Source organism: Rhizobium sp. R339, from assembly GCF_002211395.1.
In the GTDB taxonomy this organism is placed as follows: domain Bacteria; phylum Pseudomonadota; class Alphaproteobacteria; order Rhizobiales; family Rhizobiaceae; genus Rhizobium.
Window position 1 is genome coordinate 185936 of the sequence record NZ_LOKV01000004.1, and the last position, 17714, is coordinate 203649.

The 17714-nt window shown below is 60.2% G+C and carries 17 protein-coding genes, 1 tRNA gene and 1 pseudogene; 12 read left to right on the plus strand and 7 right to left on the minus strand.

The window, feature by feature from the left end; translation table 11 throughout:
• The first annotated feature begins 106 nt into the window (after window positions 1–106).
• Window positions 107–1531, plus strand: coding sequence for an MFS transporter (locus ATY76_RS08680; protein ID WP_088674376.1), 1425 nt, complete (start codon window positions 107–109; stop codon window positions 1529–1531).
• Between the two features lie 255 nt (window positions 1532–1786).
• Here the strand turns inward: ATY76_RS08680 and ATY76_RS08685 are convergent, their stop codons facing one another.
• From ATY76_RS08685 to ATY76_RS08695, 3 genes and pseudogenes are all read right to left on the minus strand, one after another.
• A complete protein-coding gene (locus tag ATY76_RS08685) occupies window positions 1787–2353 on the minus strand; it encodes a zinc-binding dehydrogenase (protein ID WP_245309764.1) in 567 nt (188 codons plus the stop codon).
• A gap of 229 nt (window positions 2354–2582) precedes the next feature.
• Window positions 2583–3647: a hypothetical protein gene (locus ATY76_RS08690; RefSeq protein WP_141104995.1), complete on the minus strand. Its 1065-nt coding sequence runs from the start codon at window positions 3645–3647 to the stop codon at window positions 2583–2585.
• Window positions 3648–3730: 83 nt separating this feature from the next.
• A pseudogene (locus tag ATY76_RS08695) lies at window positions 3731–4078 on the minus strand (recombinase family protein); the annotation flags it as partial.
• A gap of 244 nt (window positions 4079–4322) precedes the next feature.
• Between ATY76_RS08695 and ATY76_RS08700 the strand changes: the two are divergent.
• Window positions 4323–4706 (plus strand): hypothetical protein, encoded by a 384-nt coding sequence (locus tag ATY76_RS08700; RefSeq protein ID WP_088674350.1) that lies wholly within the window; start codon window positions 4323–4325, stop codon window positions 4704–4706.
• 537 nt (window positions 4707–5243) lie between these two features.
• On the opposite strand, the gene ATY76_RS08705 is transcribed toward ATY76_RS08700, so the two are convergent.
• Together ATY76_RS08705 and ATY76_RS08710 are read right to left on the minus strand one after the other, a co-directional pair.
• Window positions 5244–5333, minus strand: a tRNA-Ser gene (locus ATY76_RS08705).
• Between the two features lie 182 nt (window positions 5334–5515).
• Entirely contained in the window at window positions 5516–6337 is an 822-nt protein-coding gene (locus tag ATY76_RS08710; protein WP_088674351.1) for an Ig-like domain-containing protein, read from the minus strand.
• A gap of 494 nt (window positions 6338–6831) precedes the next feature.
• Here ATY76_RS08710 and ATY76_RS08715 point away from each other — a divergent pair, with 494 nt between their 5' ends.
• From ATY76_RS08715 to ATY76_RS08730, 4 genes are all read left to right on the plus strand, one after another.
• Window positions 6832–7938: a septal ring lytic transglycosylase RlpA family protein gene (locus ATY76_RS08715; RefSeq protein WP_088674352.1), complete on the plus strand. Its 1107-nt coding sequence runs from the start codon at window positions 6832–6834 to the stop codon at window positions 7936–7938.
• Window positions 7939–8010: 72 nt separating this feature from the next.
• Window positions 8011–9204, plus strand: a complete 1194-nt coding sequence (locus ATY76_RS08720; RefSeq protein ID WP_088674377.1) for a D-alanyl-D-alanine carboxypeptidase family protein — start codon at window positions 8011–8013, stop codon at window positions 9202–9204.
• 132 nt (window positions 9205–9336) lie between these two features.
• Window positions 9337–10020: a dTMP kinase gene (tmk, locus tag ATY76_RS08725; RefSeq protein ID WP_088674353.1), complete on the plus strand. Its 684-nt coding sequence runs from the start codon at window positions 9337–9339 to the stop codon at window positions 10018–10020.
• Window positions 10013–11038, plus strand: a complete 1026-nt coding sequence (locus ATY76_RS08730) for a DNA polymerase III subunit delta' (RefSeq protein ID WP_088674354.1) — start codon at window positions 10013–10015, stop codon at window positions 11036–11038. Before tmk ends, ATY76_RS08730 begins: the two co-directional genes overlap by 8 nt.
• On the opposite strand, the gene ATY76_RS08735 is transcribed toward ATY76_RS08730, so the two are convergent.
• Complete coding sequence (locus tag ATY76_RS08735; protein WP_088674355.1) at window positions 11039–11827, minus strand: sulfite exporter TauE/SafE family protein; 789 nt, start codon at window positions 11825–11827, stop codon at window positions 11039–11041.
• 234 nt (window positions 11828–12061) lie between these two features.
• Between ATY76_RS08735 and metG the strand changes: the two genes are divergently transcribed.
• Genes metG through ATY76_RS08750 form a run of 3 tightly spaced genes read left to right on the plus strand, consistent with a single transcriptional unit; the run spans window position 12062 to window position 15227 of the window.
• Window positions 12062–13612 carry a methionine--tRNA ligase gene (gene metG / locus ATY76_RS08740; RefSeq protein ID WP_088674356.1) on the plus strand — a complete coding sequence of 517 codons (1551 nt, stop codon included), beginning with the start codon at window positions 12062–12064 and terminating at the stop codon, window positions 13610–13612.
• Between the two features lie 4 nt (window positions 13613–13616).
• Window positions 13617–14399 carry a TatD family hydrolase gene (locus ATY76_RS08745; protein ID WP_088674357.1) on the plus strand — a complete coding sequence of 261 codons (783 nt, stop codon included), beginning with the start codon at window positions 13617–13619 and terminating at the stop codon, window positions 14397–14399.
• Window positions 14400–14402: 3 nt separating this feature from the next.
• Complete coding sequence (locus tag ATY76_RS08750) at window positions 14403–15227, plus strand: MBL fold metallo-hydrolase (RefSeq protein WP_088674358.1); 825 nt, start codon at window positions 14403–14405, stop codon at window positions 15225–15227.
• A gap of 85 nt (window positions 15228–15312) precedes the next feature.
• Here ATY76_RS08750 and ATY76_RS08755 read toward each other — a convergent pair whose 3' ends face one another.
• The gene (locus ATY76_RS08755) at window positions 15313–15918 is read right to left on the minus strand and encodes a TerC family protein (protein ID WP_088674359.1); all 606 of its coding nucleotides are present in this window, start codon (window positions 15916–15918) and stop codon (window positions 15313–15315) included.
• A 253-nt stretch (window positions 15919–16171) separates the two neighbouring features.
• On the opposite strand from ATY76_RS08755, the gene ATY76_RS08760 reads away from it, so the two are divergent.
• The 3 genes from ATY76_RS08760 to ATY76_RS08770 all read left to right on the plus strand — a co-directional run.
• Window positions 16172–16831 (plus strand): hypothetical protein, encoded by a 660-nt coding sequence (locus tag ATY76_RS08760; protein ID WP_088674360.1) that lies wholly within the window; start codon window positions 16172–16174, stop codon window positions 16829–16831.
• Between the two features lie 65 nt (window positions 16832–16896).
• Window positions 16897–17262 carry a hypothetical protein gene (locus tag ATY76_RS08765; protein WP_088674361.1) on the plus strand — a complete coding sequence of 122 codons (366 nt, stop codon included), beginning with the start codon at window positions 16897–16899 and terminating at the stop codon, window positions 17260–17262.
• Window positions 17263–17487: 225 nt separating this feature from the next.
• Window positions 17488–17714: helix-turn-helix domain-containing protein (locus ATY76_RS08770; RefSeq protein WP_141104996.1), on the plus strand; the 227-nt coding region annotated here is incomplete at its 3' end.

Genomic DNA, 17714 nt, shown 5'->3' on the forward strand with positions numbered 1-17714 from the left:
TAGCGTCAAATGCATCAATGAAATGCAAATCGTGCGCCTTCCGCCATATCAAACAGATCACTAGGCTTCGACGCTTCATTCCCGAAAACGCCAAAAGGAGGTCATGATGAAGCCGGTCACTGCGGAACGAGGCGAGGCAATTGCTGAGCGGGCGCCCTCGATCCGATGGACGCTCGCCAGCCTTTCCTTCTCCATGCTGCTGCCATCACTTGGCACCAGCATCGCCAATGTCGGCCTGCCGAGCCTGGCGCAGGCCTTCGACGCCGCCTTCCAGGATGTCCAGTGGATCGTGCTCGCCTATCTGCTTGCCATCACCACGCTGGTCGTCAGTGCCGGGCGGCTCGGCGACATCGTCGGGCGCAAACGGCTGCTGCTCATCGGCATCCTGCTCTTCACGATGGCGTCCATCCTGTGCGGCCTCGCGCCTACTCTGTGGGTGCTGATTGCAGCGCGTGCCCTGCAAGGCCTGGGCGCAGCCATGATGATGGCTCTCACCATGGCCTTCGTCGGCGAGACGGTGCCGAAGGCGAGGACCGGCAGCGCCATGGGGCTGCTTGGAACGATGTCGGCGGTCGGCACCGCTCTCGGTCCGTCGCTCGGCGGCGTTCTGATCGCCTCGTTCGGCTGGCCGGCGATCTTCCTCGTCAACGTGCCGCTCGGCGTGGTCACCTTCGCTCTCGCTTTTCGCCATCTGCCCGTCGATACCAGCGGAAAGAAGACGGATCGGGCGCGCTTCGACATTGCCGGCACATTGCTGCTTGCGCTGACGCTTTCGGCTTATGCGCTTGCGATGACGATCGGGCGGGGCAGGTTTGGTCCGCTGAACGCAGCCCTGTTGCTGGCCGCCGCTTTCGGCATCGGTCTCTTCATCTTCGCCGAGGCGAGAACAGCATCGCCGCTGATCCGATTGGCGGCGTTCCGCAACTCGGCATTCAGCGCCAGCCTGGCCATGAACATCTTGGTCTCGACGGTTATGATGGCGACGCTGGTGGTCGCGCCCTTCTACCTTTCCCGTGCGCTCGGGCTCGACGAAGCCTTCGTCGGCGTCGTCATGTCGAGCGGCCCCGTCATCTCCACTTTGAGCGGTTTGCCGGCTGGTCGTCTTGTCGACCGCCTGGATGCGCCCTTTGTGATTGTCGCAGGGCTCATTGCCATGGCGGCAGGCTCGATCGCCCTGGCCGTGCTTCCCGGTATTGCCGGCTACATCGCCGCCATCGCCATCCTGACGCCGGGCTATCAATTGTTCCAGGCCGCCAACAACACGGCCGTCATGGCGACTGTCCGGCCCGATCAGCGAGGCGTCATCTCGGGCATGCTCAACCTGTCGCGCAATCTCGGCTTGATCACCGGCGCATCCGTGATGGGCGCCGTGTTCGCTCTCGCATCGGCAACATCCGATATCGCCACGGCGCACCCTGAAGCGGTCGCCTCAGGAATGCGGATCACCTTTGCCGTCGCGGCGGCGCTGATTGCCGTTGCACTCGCCGTCGCGGTCGTTCTCTACCGTCACCTCCCACGCTCGGAGCGGTGATAGCGTGGGTTAAATGCTCGAACTGAGACCAAAGTCCGATCCATCCCGGACTTCGTGCCCATACCAAACCGTGGATCGCTGAAATAGATCTTCGCGGGGGCGTGCGGAGATTCGGAGTTTTCTAATGACAAAAGTCATCGTCCTTGGATTGATACTTACGCCTGTTGTGTTTTGGGGCTCCGTCGGACTTCTGATATACTCTTTCTTCTCGTAAACATTCTTCATTTCCTGAAATATAAAGTGATCTTGAAGATGTCACGAAATGAGAATGATAGGACCTTGCGTTCGGCGCGCTTCCAAATCTTCGTGCACCTTGACCGCATCGCCGAGCCTGTATCTCGATATATTAGGGGCCTTGACGATGCCGGCCTCGATGGCGCCAAAGAGATTGCTCGCCGCCGCCTCGTAGTCGCGGCGATCGGCCGTGTAATGGGCGATGGATGGACGCGTGACGAACAGCGATCCTTTTGCGCCGAGCGACGCGATGTTTAAAGGCGCAATCGGACCGGAGGCTTCCCCGAAGCTGACGAGAGTGCCGCGGGCTCGCAGGCAATCCAGAGATTTGGCAAACGTGTCGGCGCCGACCGAATCGTAGACGACACGCACGCCCTTGCCGTCGGTGATCTCGGCCACGCGGCCCTGGAAATCCTCTTTGGTGTAAACGATCGTGTGATCGCACCCATTGCCCCGTGCGATCCCAGCCTTTTCCTCCGAGCCGACAGTGCCGATCACTGTCGCTCCGAGATGTTTCAGCCACTGGCAGGCGATCGATCCGACCCCGCCTGCGGCAGCATGGAAGAGGACAAGGTCGCCTTTCGCCACGGGCACGCAGGGACGGCGAAGGCGCTGGATACCCCCGGGGCGCTCGCCCTCAGAAGACCGCTGGCCAAGGCAAAGCGGCGGGTGGAACTGGTGCGGATGGGAGTTGGCCGTCCGAGCGCAACTGGGCTGAGGATCTCGGGGAGGTGCGGGGGATTGTGGTCGACGAGGAAGGGATTGCTGACAGGTTGAAGGCGACAAGATTGAATGTTGATGACGCGGGCGCACCCAATCATTGAACGAGGTTTGCCCGATTAGTTGAAAAGAACTCTTTGCATTTGGCTCCAAGTTGGAAACGAACTCTTTCCCGTGTCGCCACCGGTTCATCCGAACTGACTTTGGAGTAACAAGCAATAATTTTGTCGCGGTATGATTCCTCGACTTCCCGTTCTATTCCGTACCCTGTCGAGTACACGGCAGGCCCGTTGAAGTTCACCTCTCTCGGTTCAGTGTTCAGTATCTTCATATTTTGTGGGGCGAAGGCGAAACCCAGGAATACAATTTGCCGAGCACTCCTTATCGCCTTTCGGATTTCAACCCGTCTCTCCTCCAATTCCTCCTCATCGTCGCCCGTTTCTGACCACGTAATTAGGTTTTTCGCCATGTTCTCCAGGAGGTTTTCAGTCTCCCCGAATGGAAACTGATCAAGGTCGCCAAGGGTGCCGTAGGGATGGATGATGTTAATGTTTGAGACTATCGAGCGCGCTTCTTCTTGACCCAGACCGTGATAGGTTCGCATCAGAAAATGTTCCAGATAGTGCTCAATACACCGGTCGTAGTTGAAGCAAACGATCGTAACGCCAGAGCCGATCCACTTCACCTCAGACGCCTTAACTCCCATCACGAGTGACTTCGCGAAGGCCCATATCCACGTGTTGTTGAGGGTATAGAAGCCTTTTTCAAGGTGGAAGTCGCGCTCTCTTGCGAGAAGCGAATTTGACTCGGCAACCGATATAAGGTGCGCTATCTGGAGTTTGCCCGCTTCAGCGACTAGGGCATCGTCGCTATAGCGGTAGATGTACTCATCGATGCTTTCGGCGCTCAAGATCCCGTGATTGATCCGCCCGAACGCAGCAATCAGCTCTCTTGCCGCTTTCAAATCTTCTTCTGAATAGAAATCATAATGCTTGCGGATGTAGGTTGTTATGGACTTAGGGCCCTCATCTCGATCCGGGTAGTTATCGAACCGAAGTCGAGAAGACCCCCTGATCTGATCGGTCAACGTTGAGCCTATCGGCATCCCGAATTCGTCGCTTGCCCCGGCCCCCACCACAAAGACAGAGTTTTGCTTAAACATACGAATCTCCCAACAGTTGTGGAGACAATAGAGATCCGCCGTCTGCTTGTTAATCGCTGTATTAAAGCAATTAAGGTGCATTCACGTTCTCGCTTGAGACGACCCCGCAAAATACGAAACACGCTCGCCCCAATCGCCAGCTTTTCTGCAATTGCATCCGCCGTCGTTCCCTCGGCCTTCAGGCGCTTAACGTCATTCCCCTTCGCCTTCGCAGTCGGGGCGCGTCCCCGGTACTTCCCCTCGGCCTTAGCTTTCGCGATGCCCTCGCGTTGGCGCTCCAACATCAGATCGCGTTCGAACGCCGCAATCTCGCCGAGGATCGTCAACATCAGCTTCCCGGTCGGCGTTGCCGTGTCCACGTTCATTAAGAGAATGCGAAGCGTGACGAGCTTCTTTTCGAGGGTGTTTGCGATGGCTAGGAGATCCGCTATGGTCCGTTGATTTAATCAACGGTATGGCTCTCACCGGTCGTGAGCGGGGACTCGGGTTCTAAAGGATCGCGGTTGCCGATTAGTGAGTGGCAACGGCCACGGGTCGGGCCATGTGATGCGGTGGACGGGTTGCGGTGGCATCGGGTCGGGGGGCACACGATGATCGCGCCACACGTAAGCGTTGTTACAGCGGCATAAGGCGTTAAGTTATGCATTGAGGGGTAAGGGGCGAGTCGGAAAGGGCATGACACCAGATCTGTCGGGATTCAATCCGTTCAAGACAATCAAGTTTGGCAGCGGCGTTCTTGGCAAGACCGCACCGGTGATGATCGCTTTCATCACGCTGGTCGGCATAGCTGTGTACAAATTGCCCGCGAATTTTCCCTATGCGGTTATCGGGTTAGTCGCATTAGCTGCTGCGGTTGTAATGATCTATTGTTTCAAAGCATTTGGCTACGCGGAGCGCCATCCGGGTCCTTCCGTGCTTGAAGGCGCTCAATTGGTAAAATATCGACTCAACGAGATTGCGGCCAGTGATCCAAAGATAATCGATCATTCACCCGATGGAGCTCAAGGCACGCTGCCTCCGAGTCAGCTTCGAATAGGGGGCGAGGACCGCAATGTCTAAGATTTACCTCGTAACCCTAAGGTGGATCGAGACGCCACAGAACGCCGAAATGGTTGATGCGCTCCTTGGTCAGTATGGCGATTGGCTCCGATGGAATGGTTGGACATGGTTTGTGTCAACGGACTACGCGCCTTCCGCTCTCCGAATGGCTCTGATGGCTAGGCTGACTGCGGCCGACAACATAATTATTTCTGAATTAACGCCACAGGCCCTTGAAGGGTGGGCTCCGCAATGGGTGTGGGAATGGTTCAACACGCGATGGTTCCCTAATCCACCACCGCCCCCGCCACCGGCAATCCCCCCAACGCCGCCAGCGTCGTCAGGCATTTTCGGAGCGCTTATGGGCAATACGAAGAAAAACTTTTGGGAATCCTAGTTGTAAGGGACTCCCTCCGTTTTCTGACGCGCGTCACCTCCCATTGATTCGGTTTGTCGCGAGTTGCAGCATTGTTGCAGTTTCCGTTGACTAAGTCGCGCACCAGCTTGAAGATTGCTCGCACGGAGCGATTGAAATGTGCGGAACTTTCAATGGGATCGTGGCGGAAGAGGTGGGATTCGAACCCACGGTACGGTTTCCCGCACGCCGGTTTTCAAGACCGGTTCCTTAAACCACTCGGACACTCTTCCAGGCAAATTGAGAAGCCCATGGAAATCCCGTTTCGGCATTTCCCTTGAATCGGCGCTTTCGCCGACGTGCGACCCATTCACTCACAGGCCGGCTTTGTAGCAGCTTTGACCGCAGCGTCAACTTGTTCTGCAGCACTTGCCGGAGGAGGGAAGCGGCTTTGCGGGCCGCTTGCCTGATGTCGTCAGACGAGGACGGTGAAGTTGTCGAAGGCGAGCTGCGGAAAGCCTGTGGGCTCCACGTCCGGGTCGATATCGAAGCGGACGAAGTCGACCGCGCCCAGCTCTGCCAGTGAAATATGCTGGCCGTCGGCAATGGTATCGCCATAGACCTTGACGGTCATCTCGCTCACCTTATTGCCATCGACGTAGCCCTCGAAGGTGACGAAGGCATCGACCCCTTCGTAGCCGGGGTCGAAAACGGTCGCGACGTCGACGCCCTCTACCGTGAAGAGCTTACCGTCAACACGGTCGAAAAAGGGATTGTAGGGATTGGTGACGACGTATTCGTTGCCGTCGGCTTCAGCGACCGCCCAAAGGTTGCCGTCGACCTTGTCGCCGAACTTGAAGCCCGCATAACCCGAAGCGATATCAGGCTGCCCGGGATATTCCGTCGGCGCATTTTCGAAATCGATCGAATAGAGGCCTTGCGGCGGCGCGTTGACGGCGATGTGAAAATTGGCGACGTCGGTGCCGCCTTTTCCATCAGAGACCTTGAAGGAGAATTTTTCGGAGAAGGCTTGACCGGGCTCAAGGCTTTCCGGGTCAGTGACCGTGTAACTATAGCTGCCATTGCTCCAGATGGTCAGCGTGCCGTGATCGCCTTCGACGGTCAGATATCCGGGTTCACCTGCCTTGTTGGGAATTCTGACGCCATTGACGAACTGAACCTGAAGCAGATCGCCATCCTGGTCCGTCGCGCCGTCGAGAAGGCTTCCTTCAATGGCTTCCGTTGGTGAATAGTCGTGGATCGACACGCTAGGCACTGCTGGTTTGTGATTTGCCATGGCTCGTCCCCCTAAAGATGAGCGTGGAAAGGACGCCGGGCTTCACCCGAACGGCCGCAACTAAACTTTCTACTCCACTTTGAGTCAAGCAACAAACTACACGGTGTAGGGGTAGCGCAGTCGATCCGGCGGCGGTGAGCGATAACTTCAGGGCGATCTCTTTGAAAGAAAACTACCAGTGGCTGAAACCCGCAACTTGGCCGGCACCCTCGACGAAAGTCTTTTTGAGCGCGCCAATCCCGTCGGCCGCTTACTATGTCACATATCGGCACGGCGATTCCGGCCCTGATTGCGGCGGCGAAAGGGCCGGGCGCAGGCGCCGTTGTTAGCAATTTATAAACCATAATTATCGGAATTGCCGCTATCGCTGCGAAATCGTTCGTAAATTTGCCATGAAGCTCACAAGATTAAAGTCTCGTTAGGCGGGCGGGGATAAGGCGCTATTGACCCATTATCGGGCAGGGTTCCTTAACCATATGAGCGGCGTGGGACATATGAGACTGGATTACGGGGCGGCGTCATTCGCAACGGCAGCGCGATGGCTGGCGATATCGGCGATGTGTGCGACGGTTGCGGCGTGCGGCACGACGCAGGCGGTGCCGAAGAAAAAAGCCCACGGCAAAGAATATTTTTCCGAATCCGAATATGGCGTGAAGGCGAGCCCCCGCGTCGCCACCGGCAACAACATCCCGAAGGGCGGCGGCCGCTACATCGTCGGCAATCCCTACGAGGTGAAGGGCAAGTGGTATTATCCGAAGGAGGACTTCGCCTATAACAAGGTCGGCGTCGCCTCCTGGTATGGCTCCGCCTTTCATGGGCGCCTGACGGCAAACGGCGAAGTCTACGACCAGATGCATCTTTCGGCCGCCCACCCGACCTTCCCGCTGCCGAGCTATGCCCGCGTCACCAATCTCGAAAACGGCTCCTCCGTCGTCGTGCGCGTCAATGACCGCGGTCCTTACCACGAAGGCCGTATCATCGATCTTTCCAACAAGACGGCCAACATGCTGGATCTGCAGCACAGCGGCACCGGCAAGGTGCGCGTTCAATATGTCGGCCGCGCCCGCATGGACGGCCATGACATGCCCTATCTGATGGCATCTTATGTCCCGAAGGGCAGCCGCATTCCGGCAATCAATCCTGAGGGACAGATCGCAACCGGCGTGATGGTCGCCTCCAACAGCCGCAAAATGACGCGCGACCAGTTGCAGAGCTCGGACAGCTACGAGACGCCGGCCAACGTGCCGGTGCCGATGTCGGCGACCTCCTACGCCGGTTCGACGCCGAGCGCGCGCTACAATGCGGCGCCGGCGCTCGCTGCTCCGGCCAATGTTCTGGTCGCACCGTCTGCCCAGTCGGCAGGGAATGGCGCTCCGGCCTTCGAGCAGATGGTCGTGCTGCCCGAGATCGGACCCATGCCTTATGAGCGCCCCTATGGCGGGCGTCAGGGTTCGCTGGCACTTGGCTACCAGAACGAGGACGTGAAGACAGTGACGGTCGATCTCGCCTTCGACGCAGTGATGGTGCGCAATGACGGGCTGACGCAGCAGTCGATCCTGGCCTCTGCCAAGCGGCAGCAGGCAAAATCCGCCGCGCGCTAAGCATGCCAATTGCATCGGATTCCCTCTCGCTCTAACCTCCTGAAATCCGCCGCTCGATCGATGGAAATCGCGATGCTGAAGCCATTGCTTCGCCTTTTTGCATGCCTGATACCCCTGGCCACCGGCGCGCTCGCTGCCGATGGCGGCGCTGGCGGATTTGCCACGAAGGCAGCGCAGGCCTACATGATCGAGGCCTCCACCGGCACCGTGCTTCTCGCCAAGAACGAGGATCAGGGTTTTTCGCCAGCCTCGCTCGCCAAGCTGATGACCGTGGATCTCGCCTTCGAGGCGGTGACGAAGGGGCAGATCAGGCTCGACACCGAATATCCGGTTTCGGAATATGCCTGGAGAACGGGCGGCGCACCGTCGCGGACGGCCACGATGTTTGCCGCGCTCAAATCGCGCGTGCCAGTCGACGACTTGCTCAAGGGCATTACCATCCAGGGCGCCAATGACGGCTGCATCGTGCTGGCCGAAGGCATGGCGGGAAGCGAACAGCAATTTGCCGAATCGATGACCCGCCGCGCCCGCGAACTCGGCATGGCGAAGGCAGTATTCGGCAATTCCACCGGCCTTCCCGATGGCAAGAGCAAGGTGACCGCGCGCGAAATGGTGACGCTTGCTGCCGCCCTGCAGCAATCCTATCCGAACCTCTATCCCTATTTCGCGCAGCCGGAATTCGAGTGGAACAAGATCCTCCAGCGCAACCGGAATCCGCTGCTCGGGCTCGATCTCGGCGCCGATGGACTGGCGACCGGCTTTGCCGAGGGCGAGGGCTATTCGATTGTCGCCTCGGTCGAGCGCGACGGCCGGCGGCTGTTTCTGGCCCTTGCCGGCATCCCTTCCGACAAGGAACGGACCGAGGAAACCAAGCGTGTGCTCGAATGGGGGCTGACGGCCTTCGAGAACCGCCAGGTCTTTGCCGACAAGGAAGTGATCGGCTCAGCCAGCGTCTATGGCGGCACGGCGCGCACCGTCGATCTCGTCGCCAAGGCGCCGGTCAGCGTTTATATCCCGGTCAGCAATCCGGACCGGCTGTCGGCACGCATCGTCTACCGCTGGCCGCTGATGGCGCCGGTCAAGCCGGACTACCAGGCAGGCACGCTGAGGATTTTCGCGGGCAGCCGGCTGCTCCGCGAAGTGCCGCTCTATACCGTGCAGGCAGTGGAGGAGGGCTCGCTCAGCAGCCGGGCCGTCGATGCCATGCTGGAACTCGGCGAATCGCTGTTCTTCTCCTGGCTCTGGGATAAGTCCGCGCCCGGCTGAACGCCTTCTTTCCGATGCGATTTACCGGGAAAGGTGAATATGTCGCCGCGCCGAAAGGTTTTCCTCCCTGGCATCTTCGGATAGATAGAAGGAGCGAGGCGCATATGGCGCCTGGAATGCGGGAAGCTGTCATTGTCGTCCGGTACGGGATTGTTCGTTACGTTTGAAGGCGGGGAAGGCGCTGGGAAATCCACGCAGATCCGCCGCCTTGCCGAGGCGTTGAAGAACGAGGGCCACGACGTGCTGGTGACGCGGGAGCCGGGCGGATCGCCCGGCGCCGAGGCCGTGCGCCACGTGCTTCTCTCCGGCGCCGCCGAAGCCTTCGGCACGCGCATGGAGGCGATCCTTTTTGCGGCAGCGCGCAATGACCACGTTGAGGAGGTGATCCGGCCCGCACTTGCCGAAGGTAAGGTCGTGCTCTGCGACCGCTTCATGGATTCCTCCCGTGTCTATCAGGGCGTCACTGGCAATCTCGAGCCGGATTTCATCGAGACCCTGCAACGCGTCGCCATCAACGGCGTCATGCCGGATTGCACCGTGATCCTCGACATCCCCGCCAGGATCGGGTTGGAGCGGGCGCAGAAACGCGCCGCGGCAGATGGTCCCGACCGCTTCGAAAAAGAGCAGCTCGAAACGCATGAGAAACGGCGCGAAGCCTTTCTCGATATCGCCGCCCGCGAGCCCGAACGCTGCCACGTCGTCAACGCTCTGCAGACGGAAGAGGCGATCGCCGCCGAGATCCTGGCGATCGTCAAGCAGCTCAGGTCGTCGCCCGCGGGCCATGCCCGCACACCGGAAGCCGCCCACCATGAGTGAGGAGAGGCCCGGACTGCTCGACGGCGCGATCTGGCCGGCGGAAAATACCAGGCTGTTCGGCCATGAGGAGGCGGAGGCATTTCTTGCCCAGTCCTACCGGTCCGGCAAAGGCCACCACGCCATACTGATCGAGGGACCCGAAGGCATCGGCAAGGCGACGCTCGCCTTCCGCTTCGGCAATCATGTCCTCTCGCATCCCGATCCCCAAACAGCGCCGGAGACGATCGGCGATCCCGACCCGGCCTCGGCCGTCAGCCGGCAGATCGTCTCCGGCGCTTCGCACAATCTCCTGCACCTTGCCCGGCCGGTGGACGAAAAGACCGGCAAGGTAAAGTCGGCGATCACGGTCGACGAGGTGCGGCGCGCCGGCAAGTTCTTCTCTCAGACCTCAGGCACCGGCAACTGGCGGATCGTCATCATCGATCCGGCCGACGACATGAACCGCAATGCCGCCAACGCCATCCTGAAAATCCTGGAGGAGCCGCCGAAGCGAGCGCTGTTCCTGGTGCTCTCGCACGCGCCGGGACGGCTGCTGCCGACGATCCGCTCCCGCTGCCTGCCGCTGAAACTGGCGCCGCTTGCCGACGATGCGCTCATTGCCGCCCTTGGCCATCTCGGCATCTCGGGTGAGGGCGGGGCGGTGCTTGCCGCCGCCAAGGGCAGCGTCGGCGAAGCCCTGAAACTCCTGAACTACGGCGGCGGCGAAATCATCGCCGCCTATGACGACATGCTTTCATCCGAAGGGCCGGCGGCACGCAAGGCGATGCATCGATTGGCCGACGCCCTGTCCGGCAAGGAAAGCGACACGATCTTCGATTTCTTCGTCAGCCATATCGGCGACGACATCATGAACCGCGCCCGTGCGGCCGCGGCTGAGGGGCAGATCGCTGCTGCCGAACGGCTGGCACGGCTCTATTCCGAAATTACCGAGCGGCTGACCGTTTCGGATGCCTATAACCTCGACCGCAAGCAAACGATCATCAGCATTCTTTCCGATATCAAACAGCCGGGCCTCTGATCAGCCGATCAACAGCTTCGATGCGACGACTGCCAGCGTCACGGCAAGGACGATGCGGATGGTGCGTTCGTGCAGCTTCGGCGCCAGAAGGCTTCCGGCGATGATGCCGGGAATCGAGCCGATGAGCAGGGCGAACAGCATCGACCAGTCTATTTCGCCGATAAACCAGTAACCCATGCCGCCGATCAGGGTCAGCGGCACGGCGTGGACGATATCGGAGCCGACGATCTCGCGCACATCGAGCCTGGGATAGAGGACCAGCAGGATGGTCACGCCGAGCGCGCCGGCGCCGACCGAGGTCAAGGTGACGAGAACGCCGAGAAGGAACCCGAGGACGACGGTGAAGGCGACGATAGTCGCCGGCTTTGGCGGCGTGCGATCGCCGATGGCGCGACGCGCCATTTCGAGTATCGGGCCTCGGAAGACCAGCATGATCGCGGTCATGACGAGAAGCCAGCCGAGCGCGGTGGTGATCGTATTCGTCACGCCGATGCTCTTGCGATCGACGCCGGCCAGCAGCCAGAGCATCAGCAGGGCGGCGGGCACGCTGCCGGCGGCAAGGCCGCCGACGATCTTCCAGTTGACGCGCCCGTGCATGCCGTGAACGGCAGTGCCAGCCGTCTTGGTGATCGCCGCATAGAGCAGATCGGTGCCGACGGCAGTGGCGGGATGGACGCCGAAGAGGAGCACCAGCAGCGGCGTCATCAGCGAGCCGCCGCCAACGCCGGTAATGCCGACAAGGGCCCCCACAACCAGGCCCGAAAGCGAATAGAGAGGCTCGAATGTCAATCAAGCGTCTCCGACGGCGCACGCCCACGGCGATTCCGATAGATGAAAACTGGCACTGCGTTCTTGTCCCGCCCTCTTTTCCAAGACGGGTAGATTGCGTGAGAAGCTGAGTCAAGTTCACGCTCCCCAAGTCCCGGAAATCGTCGACGACTGGAAAGTTGAGGTTTCGCTTGACGGTGACATGCGCTAAGAGCGGCTGACCATTTATATAGAGTAAGCCGGACATTGGCCGCCATGACAGACAAGACACCTTTCTACATCACCACCGCGATTTCCTATCCCAACGGCAAGCCGCATATCGGCCATGCCTATGAGCTGATCGCGACAGATGCGATGGCGCGCTACCAGCGTCTGGACGGCCGGGACGTGTTCTTCCTGACCGGCACCGACGAACATGGCCAGAAGATGCAGCAGACCGCACGCGCCGAGGGAATAACGCCTCAGGCGCTCGCCGATCGCAACTCCGGCGAATTCCAGGCAATGGCGACGCTGCTCAACGCTTCGAACGATGACTTCATCCGCACCACGCAGGAGCGTCATCACGAGACGTCGCGCAACATCTGGAACCTGATGGCCGATAGCGGCGACATCTACAAGGACAGCTATGCCGGCTGGTATTCGGTGCGCGATGAGGCCTATTACCAGGAAAACGAAACGGAGCTCCGCGCTGACGGCGTGCGCTACGGGCCGCAGGGCACGCCCGTCGAATGGGTGGAGGAGGCAAGCTACTTCTTCAAGCTTTCCGAGTACCAGGACAAGCTGCTGAAGCACTACGAAGAGAATCCCGACTTCATCGGTCCGGCCGAACGCCGCAACGAGGTGATCTCCTTCGTCAAATCAGGCCTCAAGGATCTCTCGGTCTCGCGCACCACCTTCGACTGGGGCATCAAGGTGCCGAACGATCCGGCCCATGTCATGTATGTCTGGGTCGACGCGCTCACCAACTACATCACCGCGACGGGCTACATAGAGGACAGGAATGGTCCCAGGGCGAAATACTGGCCGGCAGATGTCCACATCATCGGCAAGGATATCATCCGCTTCCACGCGGTTTATTGGCCTGCCTTCCTGATGTCGGCGAAGCTGCCGCTGCCGAAGCGCGTCTTTGCCCACGGCTTCCTGCTCAACAAGGGCGAGAAGATGTCGAAGTCGCTCGGCAACGTCGTCGATCCGGTCAATCTGGTGAACCATTTCGGCCTCGACCAGGTGCGCTATTTCTTCCTGCGCGAAGTCTCCTTCGGCCAGGACGGCAGCTACAGCGAAGAGGCGATCGGCACCCGCATCAATTCCGATCTCGCCAACGGCATCGGCAACCTCGCCAGCCGCTCGCTCTCGATGATCGTCAAGAACTGTGACGGCAAAATCCCGGAATGCGGGCCGCTGACCGATGAGGACAAGGCGATGCTGGCGCAGGCCGACGCGCTGCATGCCTCGACGCGCGAGGATATGAGCAAGCAGCTCATCCACCGGGCGCTCGCCTCGATCATCGCTGTCGTTTCAGAGGCCGACCGCTACTTCGCCGGCCAGGCGCCGTGGGCGCTGAAGAAGACCGATCCGGCGCGCATGGGCACGGTGCTTTACGTCACGGCCGAGGTCGTGCGCCAGATCGCGATCTTGCTGCAGCCCTTCATGCCGGAATCGGCGGGCAAGCTGCTCGATCTCGTGGCAGCGCCTGAGGACAAGCGTGACTTTGCCGCGCTCGGCGAAGCGGGCCGCCTCGTTGCCGGGACTGCGCTCGAAGCACCGGCGCCGGTCTTCCCGCGCTATGTCGCTCCGGAGGCCTGAGTCCGTGCTGGTCGATACGCATTGCCATCTTGATTTCGCCGACTTCGAGGCGGAGCGCGACGAGATCGTCGCGCGCGCCCATCAGGCCGGGGTCAGACAGATGGTGACGATCTGCACGCGGGTGCGCAAACTCGACGGGCTGCTCGCCATCACCGAAAAATATCCTTCCGTCTTCTGCTCGGTCGGGACGCATCCGAACAATGCCGGCGACGAGCTCGATATCCAGACGGACGATCTGGTGCGCCTCGCCAATGCCCATGAAAAGGTAGTCGCGATCGGCGAAGCCGGGCTCGATTATTTCTACGATACGCAGAAGCCCGAGGACCAGCAGACCGGCTTTCGCCGGCATATTGCCGCCGCCCGGCAGACGCAGCTTCCGCTCGTCATCCACAGCCGCAGCGCCGACGAAGACATGGCCGACATCCTGGTCGAGGAGACAGGGAAGGGGGCCTTTCCCTTCATCCTGCACTGCTTCTCGGCGGGCCCCGAACTGGCCAGGACCGGCGTCGAGCTCGGCGGTTATATTTCTTTCTCGGGCATCCTGACCTTCCCCAAATCGGAAGAGCTGCGCGATATCGCCAAGACCATCCCGCATGAGCGGCTGCTGGTGGAGACCGATGCGCCCTATCTCGCGCCGAAGCGCTGGCGCGGCAAGCGCAACGAGCCGTCCTATGTGGTGAACACAGCCGAAGTGCTCGCCGAGACAATCGGCCTTTCCTATGCCGACGTCGCGCGGATCACGACGGAAAACGCTTTCCGCTTGTTCTCGAAGATGCCGAGGATCTAGCGCGTGCTCTATCGGCGGCGTTTCACCATCCTCGGCTGTTCGTCGTCACCGGGCGTCCCGCGCATTACCGGCGACTGGGGCGCCTGCAATCCCGACAATCCAAAGAACCGGCGCACGCGCGCCTCGTTCATGGTGCAACAAATCGGGCCTGATGGCGGTGTGACAACCGTCGTCATCGATACGGGGCCGGATTTTCGCGAGCAGATGATCAGGGCAGGGGCAGACCATGTCGACGCCGTGCTCTACAGCCATCCGCATGCCGATCATATCCATGGCATCGACGATCTGCGCGGCTATTTTCACAATACGCGCCGCCGCGTGCCGATCTTTGCCGACCAGTTTACGATGGACAGACTACGTGATGCCTTCGGCTATTGCCTGGAAACGCCGCCCGGCAGCAACTATCCGCCGATCGTGCTGCCTATCGTCATCGAAAATCTCGATGAACCCGTCGAAATCCGCGGTCCGGGCGGCAGGATAAAATTTCATCCCCACATTCAGCAGCACGGGGATATTCACTCGCTCGGCTTCCGGATCGGCGATGTCGCTTATTGCAGTGATATCAGCGATTTCCCGCCGCAGACGGTCGAGAAGCTTCAAAACCTCGACGTGCTGATCATCGACGCGCTGCAGTATACCTACCATCCGAGCCATCTGTCGCTGAAACAGTCGCTAGACTGGATCGGCCGGCTGAAGCCAAAACGGGCGATCCTCACGCATATGCACACGCCGCTCGACTACGACGCGGTGATGGCGCAGACGCCGGACCATGTGGTTCCGGCCTATGACCAGATGAGCTTTGAGACCGAGTTCAGGACCGAGGGCTGAAGCTACGACATCGCGTACGGGCATCACCCGCTGCACAACGCACGGGGCGTCAGCCCCGTAGCGTCATGCACGCCGGCTCGTTTTATTACACGTACGGCATAATCTCGACAGCGCCGCGATAGATCATGTCGAGCGAGACGTAGAGGATGATCAGCAGGCCGACATAGGCGATCCAGCGGTGGTTGTTGAGCAACCGTGCGATCAGGTTTGCAGCAAGGCCCATCAGCGCGATCGACAGTCCGAGACCGATGATCAGAACGCTCGGATGTTCGCGCGCTGCGCCGGCAACGGCGAGCACGTTGTCGAGCGACATCGAAACGTCTGCGATAACGATCTGGGTGGCAGCCTGGAAGAAGGTCTTTTTCGGCGCGCCCTGGGCGCCCGCCGATTCGTGATGCTCGCCATGGCCGGCGCGAAGCTCACGCCACATCTTCCAGCAGACCCACAGGAGCAGCAGGCCGCCGGCCAGCAGCAGACCGACGATTGCCAGCAAATATACCGCGACGCTGGCGAAGAGGATGCGCAGAACAGTCGCGGCCAGGATGCCGACGATGATCGCCTTGCGGCGCTGTGTAGCTTCAAGGCCCGCAGCGGCGAGACCGATGACCACGGCGTTGTCGCCGGCGAGAACGAGGTCGATAGCAATGACCTGCAGCAAAGCCGTCATAGCGGCTGCCGAAAAGAAATCCATGATGAATTATCCCCGATACGTTGAAAGCGTGCTAGCGCCTCGAAGGTTTGACGTCAACCGCTGACGGCCCGCATCGGGCAGCGCAATCCACGAGACTTGGTATCCGAAGCAGAATGGCCAAGTTATGGAACCGCAGGCGAGGGCGGCTGATCGCTCGTTCTTCCGTGGAACATTCACCGCATCCGCCGGTTTTTCGAGTCAGGAAGCCAGACGTCTATCGGCGGCTGGATCTGCACATCGAGAGGAGAGTCCCGTGAGCAGCATTTACAACGATACCAATCCGGCCTTTTCAGGTCCGACGGGCGGCAGCAGCCTTGCCGCGTTTTTCGATAGCCGGTCAGAAGCCGAGTCCGCCGTTTCACGTCTTGAAGACGCCGGCGTGCCGGTCGCACGAATACGGCTGCTGCCGGGATATGAGGCCGACGGAAAAAATGCCGGCACGATGAGCGACGACCGCAGCGGCTTCTTTGACGCGCTGGCAGATTTCTTCTTTCCCGACGAGGATCGCGCGGTCTATGCCGAAGGGCTGCGGCGAGGCGGCTTCCTCGTCCAGGTCAATGATATCGACGACGCGCTCTATGAGACCGTCCACGATATCCTGGACGACGAAGGCAGCATCGACATGGATGAGCGGGCGGATCTCTGGTCGTCCGAAGGCGCATTCCAGGGCGCTTCGAATACCGGCTATGCCGGATCGGCCCATGGCGGCAAAGCCTCGGAAAATCTCGCCGTATCGGAGAGCGCATTCGACGATCCGCGTCCGATCGCCACGCGCGATACCACGCATGGAAGCGCCAAGGTGCGTGCCTATACCTTTACCGGCCCGGCGCCTTCGAGCGATGCCGACCGGCAGTCGCAGAGCCAGTCGCAAGGTGGATCGCAGCAGAACCAGGGTTTCCGGCGCGATCACTAATGTTCACGAGGCCCTGCGGTAGTGCGGGGCCTCAATTCGTCCTGCTCGCATTCGAGGATACGTCCATGCAATCATCCATCAACCGCCACGGCTTTCCGCCTGATCCCGATGAACTGATCGCCGAAGGCGAGCCGCCTTTCGCCGATGCCGCGAGCGACGACGCCGACGAAAGCCTGGCTGCTCTGCGGCACGAGGTAAGGCTGCTGCGCGCCCGCATCGGCATGCTGCGCGAAGATGCGGAAGCAGCGCTGAAAGCCAAGGCGAATTCGATCGATGCAAACGCTCACGTCCAGCTCGGCGATTATCCCTGGGCAAAGCTTGCGCTGGCCACGGGCGCTGCCTTCGTTGCAGCCAGGATCATCCGAAGCCTTCCGCTCGGCGTCGTGCTTGCCGGCTTGGCGGGGCATCTCTCGGATGCGAGACGGCGGTGACAGGTCGTGCGCATCGAACGTGGTGTGCGATGCGCATGGCAACCGGAAAGAATTCGGCACGTTTGGCCGGCCAATTCAGGGCAGGATGCTGTAAACACTCACGTATCCAGGCGCGTGCGCATGTTCCATAATCTATCTTATGCGATGATTGTTTGTAGCGGGTACATTCTATTTCCAAGCGCGACATGCCAGAAAAAACAATGGCTTCCCTTTGGAGATTTTGGAATGTCCCGATACTATTTGCAACTGACCCTCGCCGATCGCCGTCGCCTGCACCAGCTTGTCGAACGCAAGGTGCCGGTCAATGAGATGGCGCGCCAGCTCGGCCGGCACCGCTCGACGATCTATCGCGAGATCAGGCGCAATACATTCCATGATCGCGAGCTTCCCGAATATAGCGGCTATTTCTCGACGGTTGCCAACGACATCGCCAAGGACCGGCGGCAGCGCCT

Excerpts from the sequence above, each read along its gene's own strand:
- ATY76_RS08680 (WP_088674376.1), top strand. The coding sequence starts at position 107 with ATGAAGCCGGTCACTGCGGAACGAGGCGAGGCAATTGCTGAGCGGGCG.
- ATY76_RS08690 (WP_141104995.1), bottom strand. The coding sequence starts at position 3,647 with ATGTTTAAGCAAAACTCTGTCTTTGTGGTGGGGGCCGGGGCAAGCGAC.
- ATY76_RS08700 (WP_088674350.1), top strand. The coding sequence starts at position 4,323 with ATGACACCAGATCTGTCGGGATTCAATCCGTTCAAGACAATCAAGTTT.
- ATY76_RS08710 (WP_088674351.1), bottom strand. The coding sequence starts at position 6,337 with ATGGCAAATCACAAACCAGCAGTGCCTAGCGTGTCGATCCACGACTAT.
- ATY76_RS08715 (WP_088674352.1), top strand. The coding sequence starts at position 6,832 with ATGAGACTGGATTACGGGGCGGCGTCATTCGCAACGGCAGCGCGATGG.
- ATY76_RS08720 (WP_088674377.1), top strand. The coding sequence starts at position 8,011 with ATGCTGAAGCCATTGCTTCGCCTTTTTGCATGCCTGATACCCCTGGCC.
- ATY76_RS08730 (WP_088674354.1), top strand. The coding sequence starts at position 10,013 with ATGAGTGAGGAGAGGCCCGGACTGCTCGACGGCGCGATCTGGCCGGCG.
- metG (WP_088674356.1), top strand. The coding sequence starts at position 12,062 with ATGACAGACAAGACACCTTTCTACATCACCACCGCGATTTCCTATCCC.
- ATY76_RS08755 (WP_088674359.1), bottom strand. The coding sequence starts at position 15,918 with ATGGATTTCTTTTCGGCAGCCGCTATGACGGCTTTGCTGCAGGTCATT.
- ATY76_RS08765 (WP_088674361.1), top strand. The coding sequence starts at position 16,897 with ATGCAATCATCCATCAACCGCCACGGCTTTCCGCCTGATCCCGATGAA.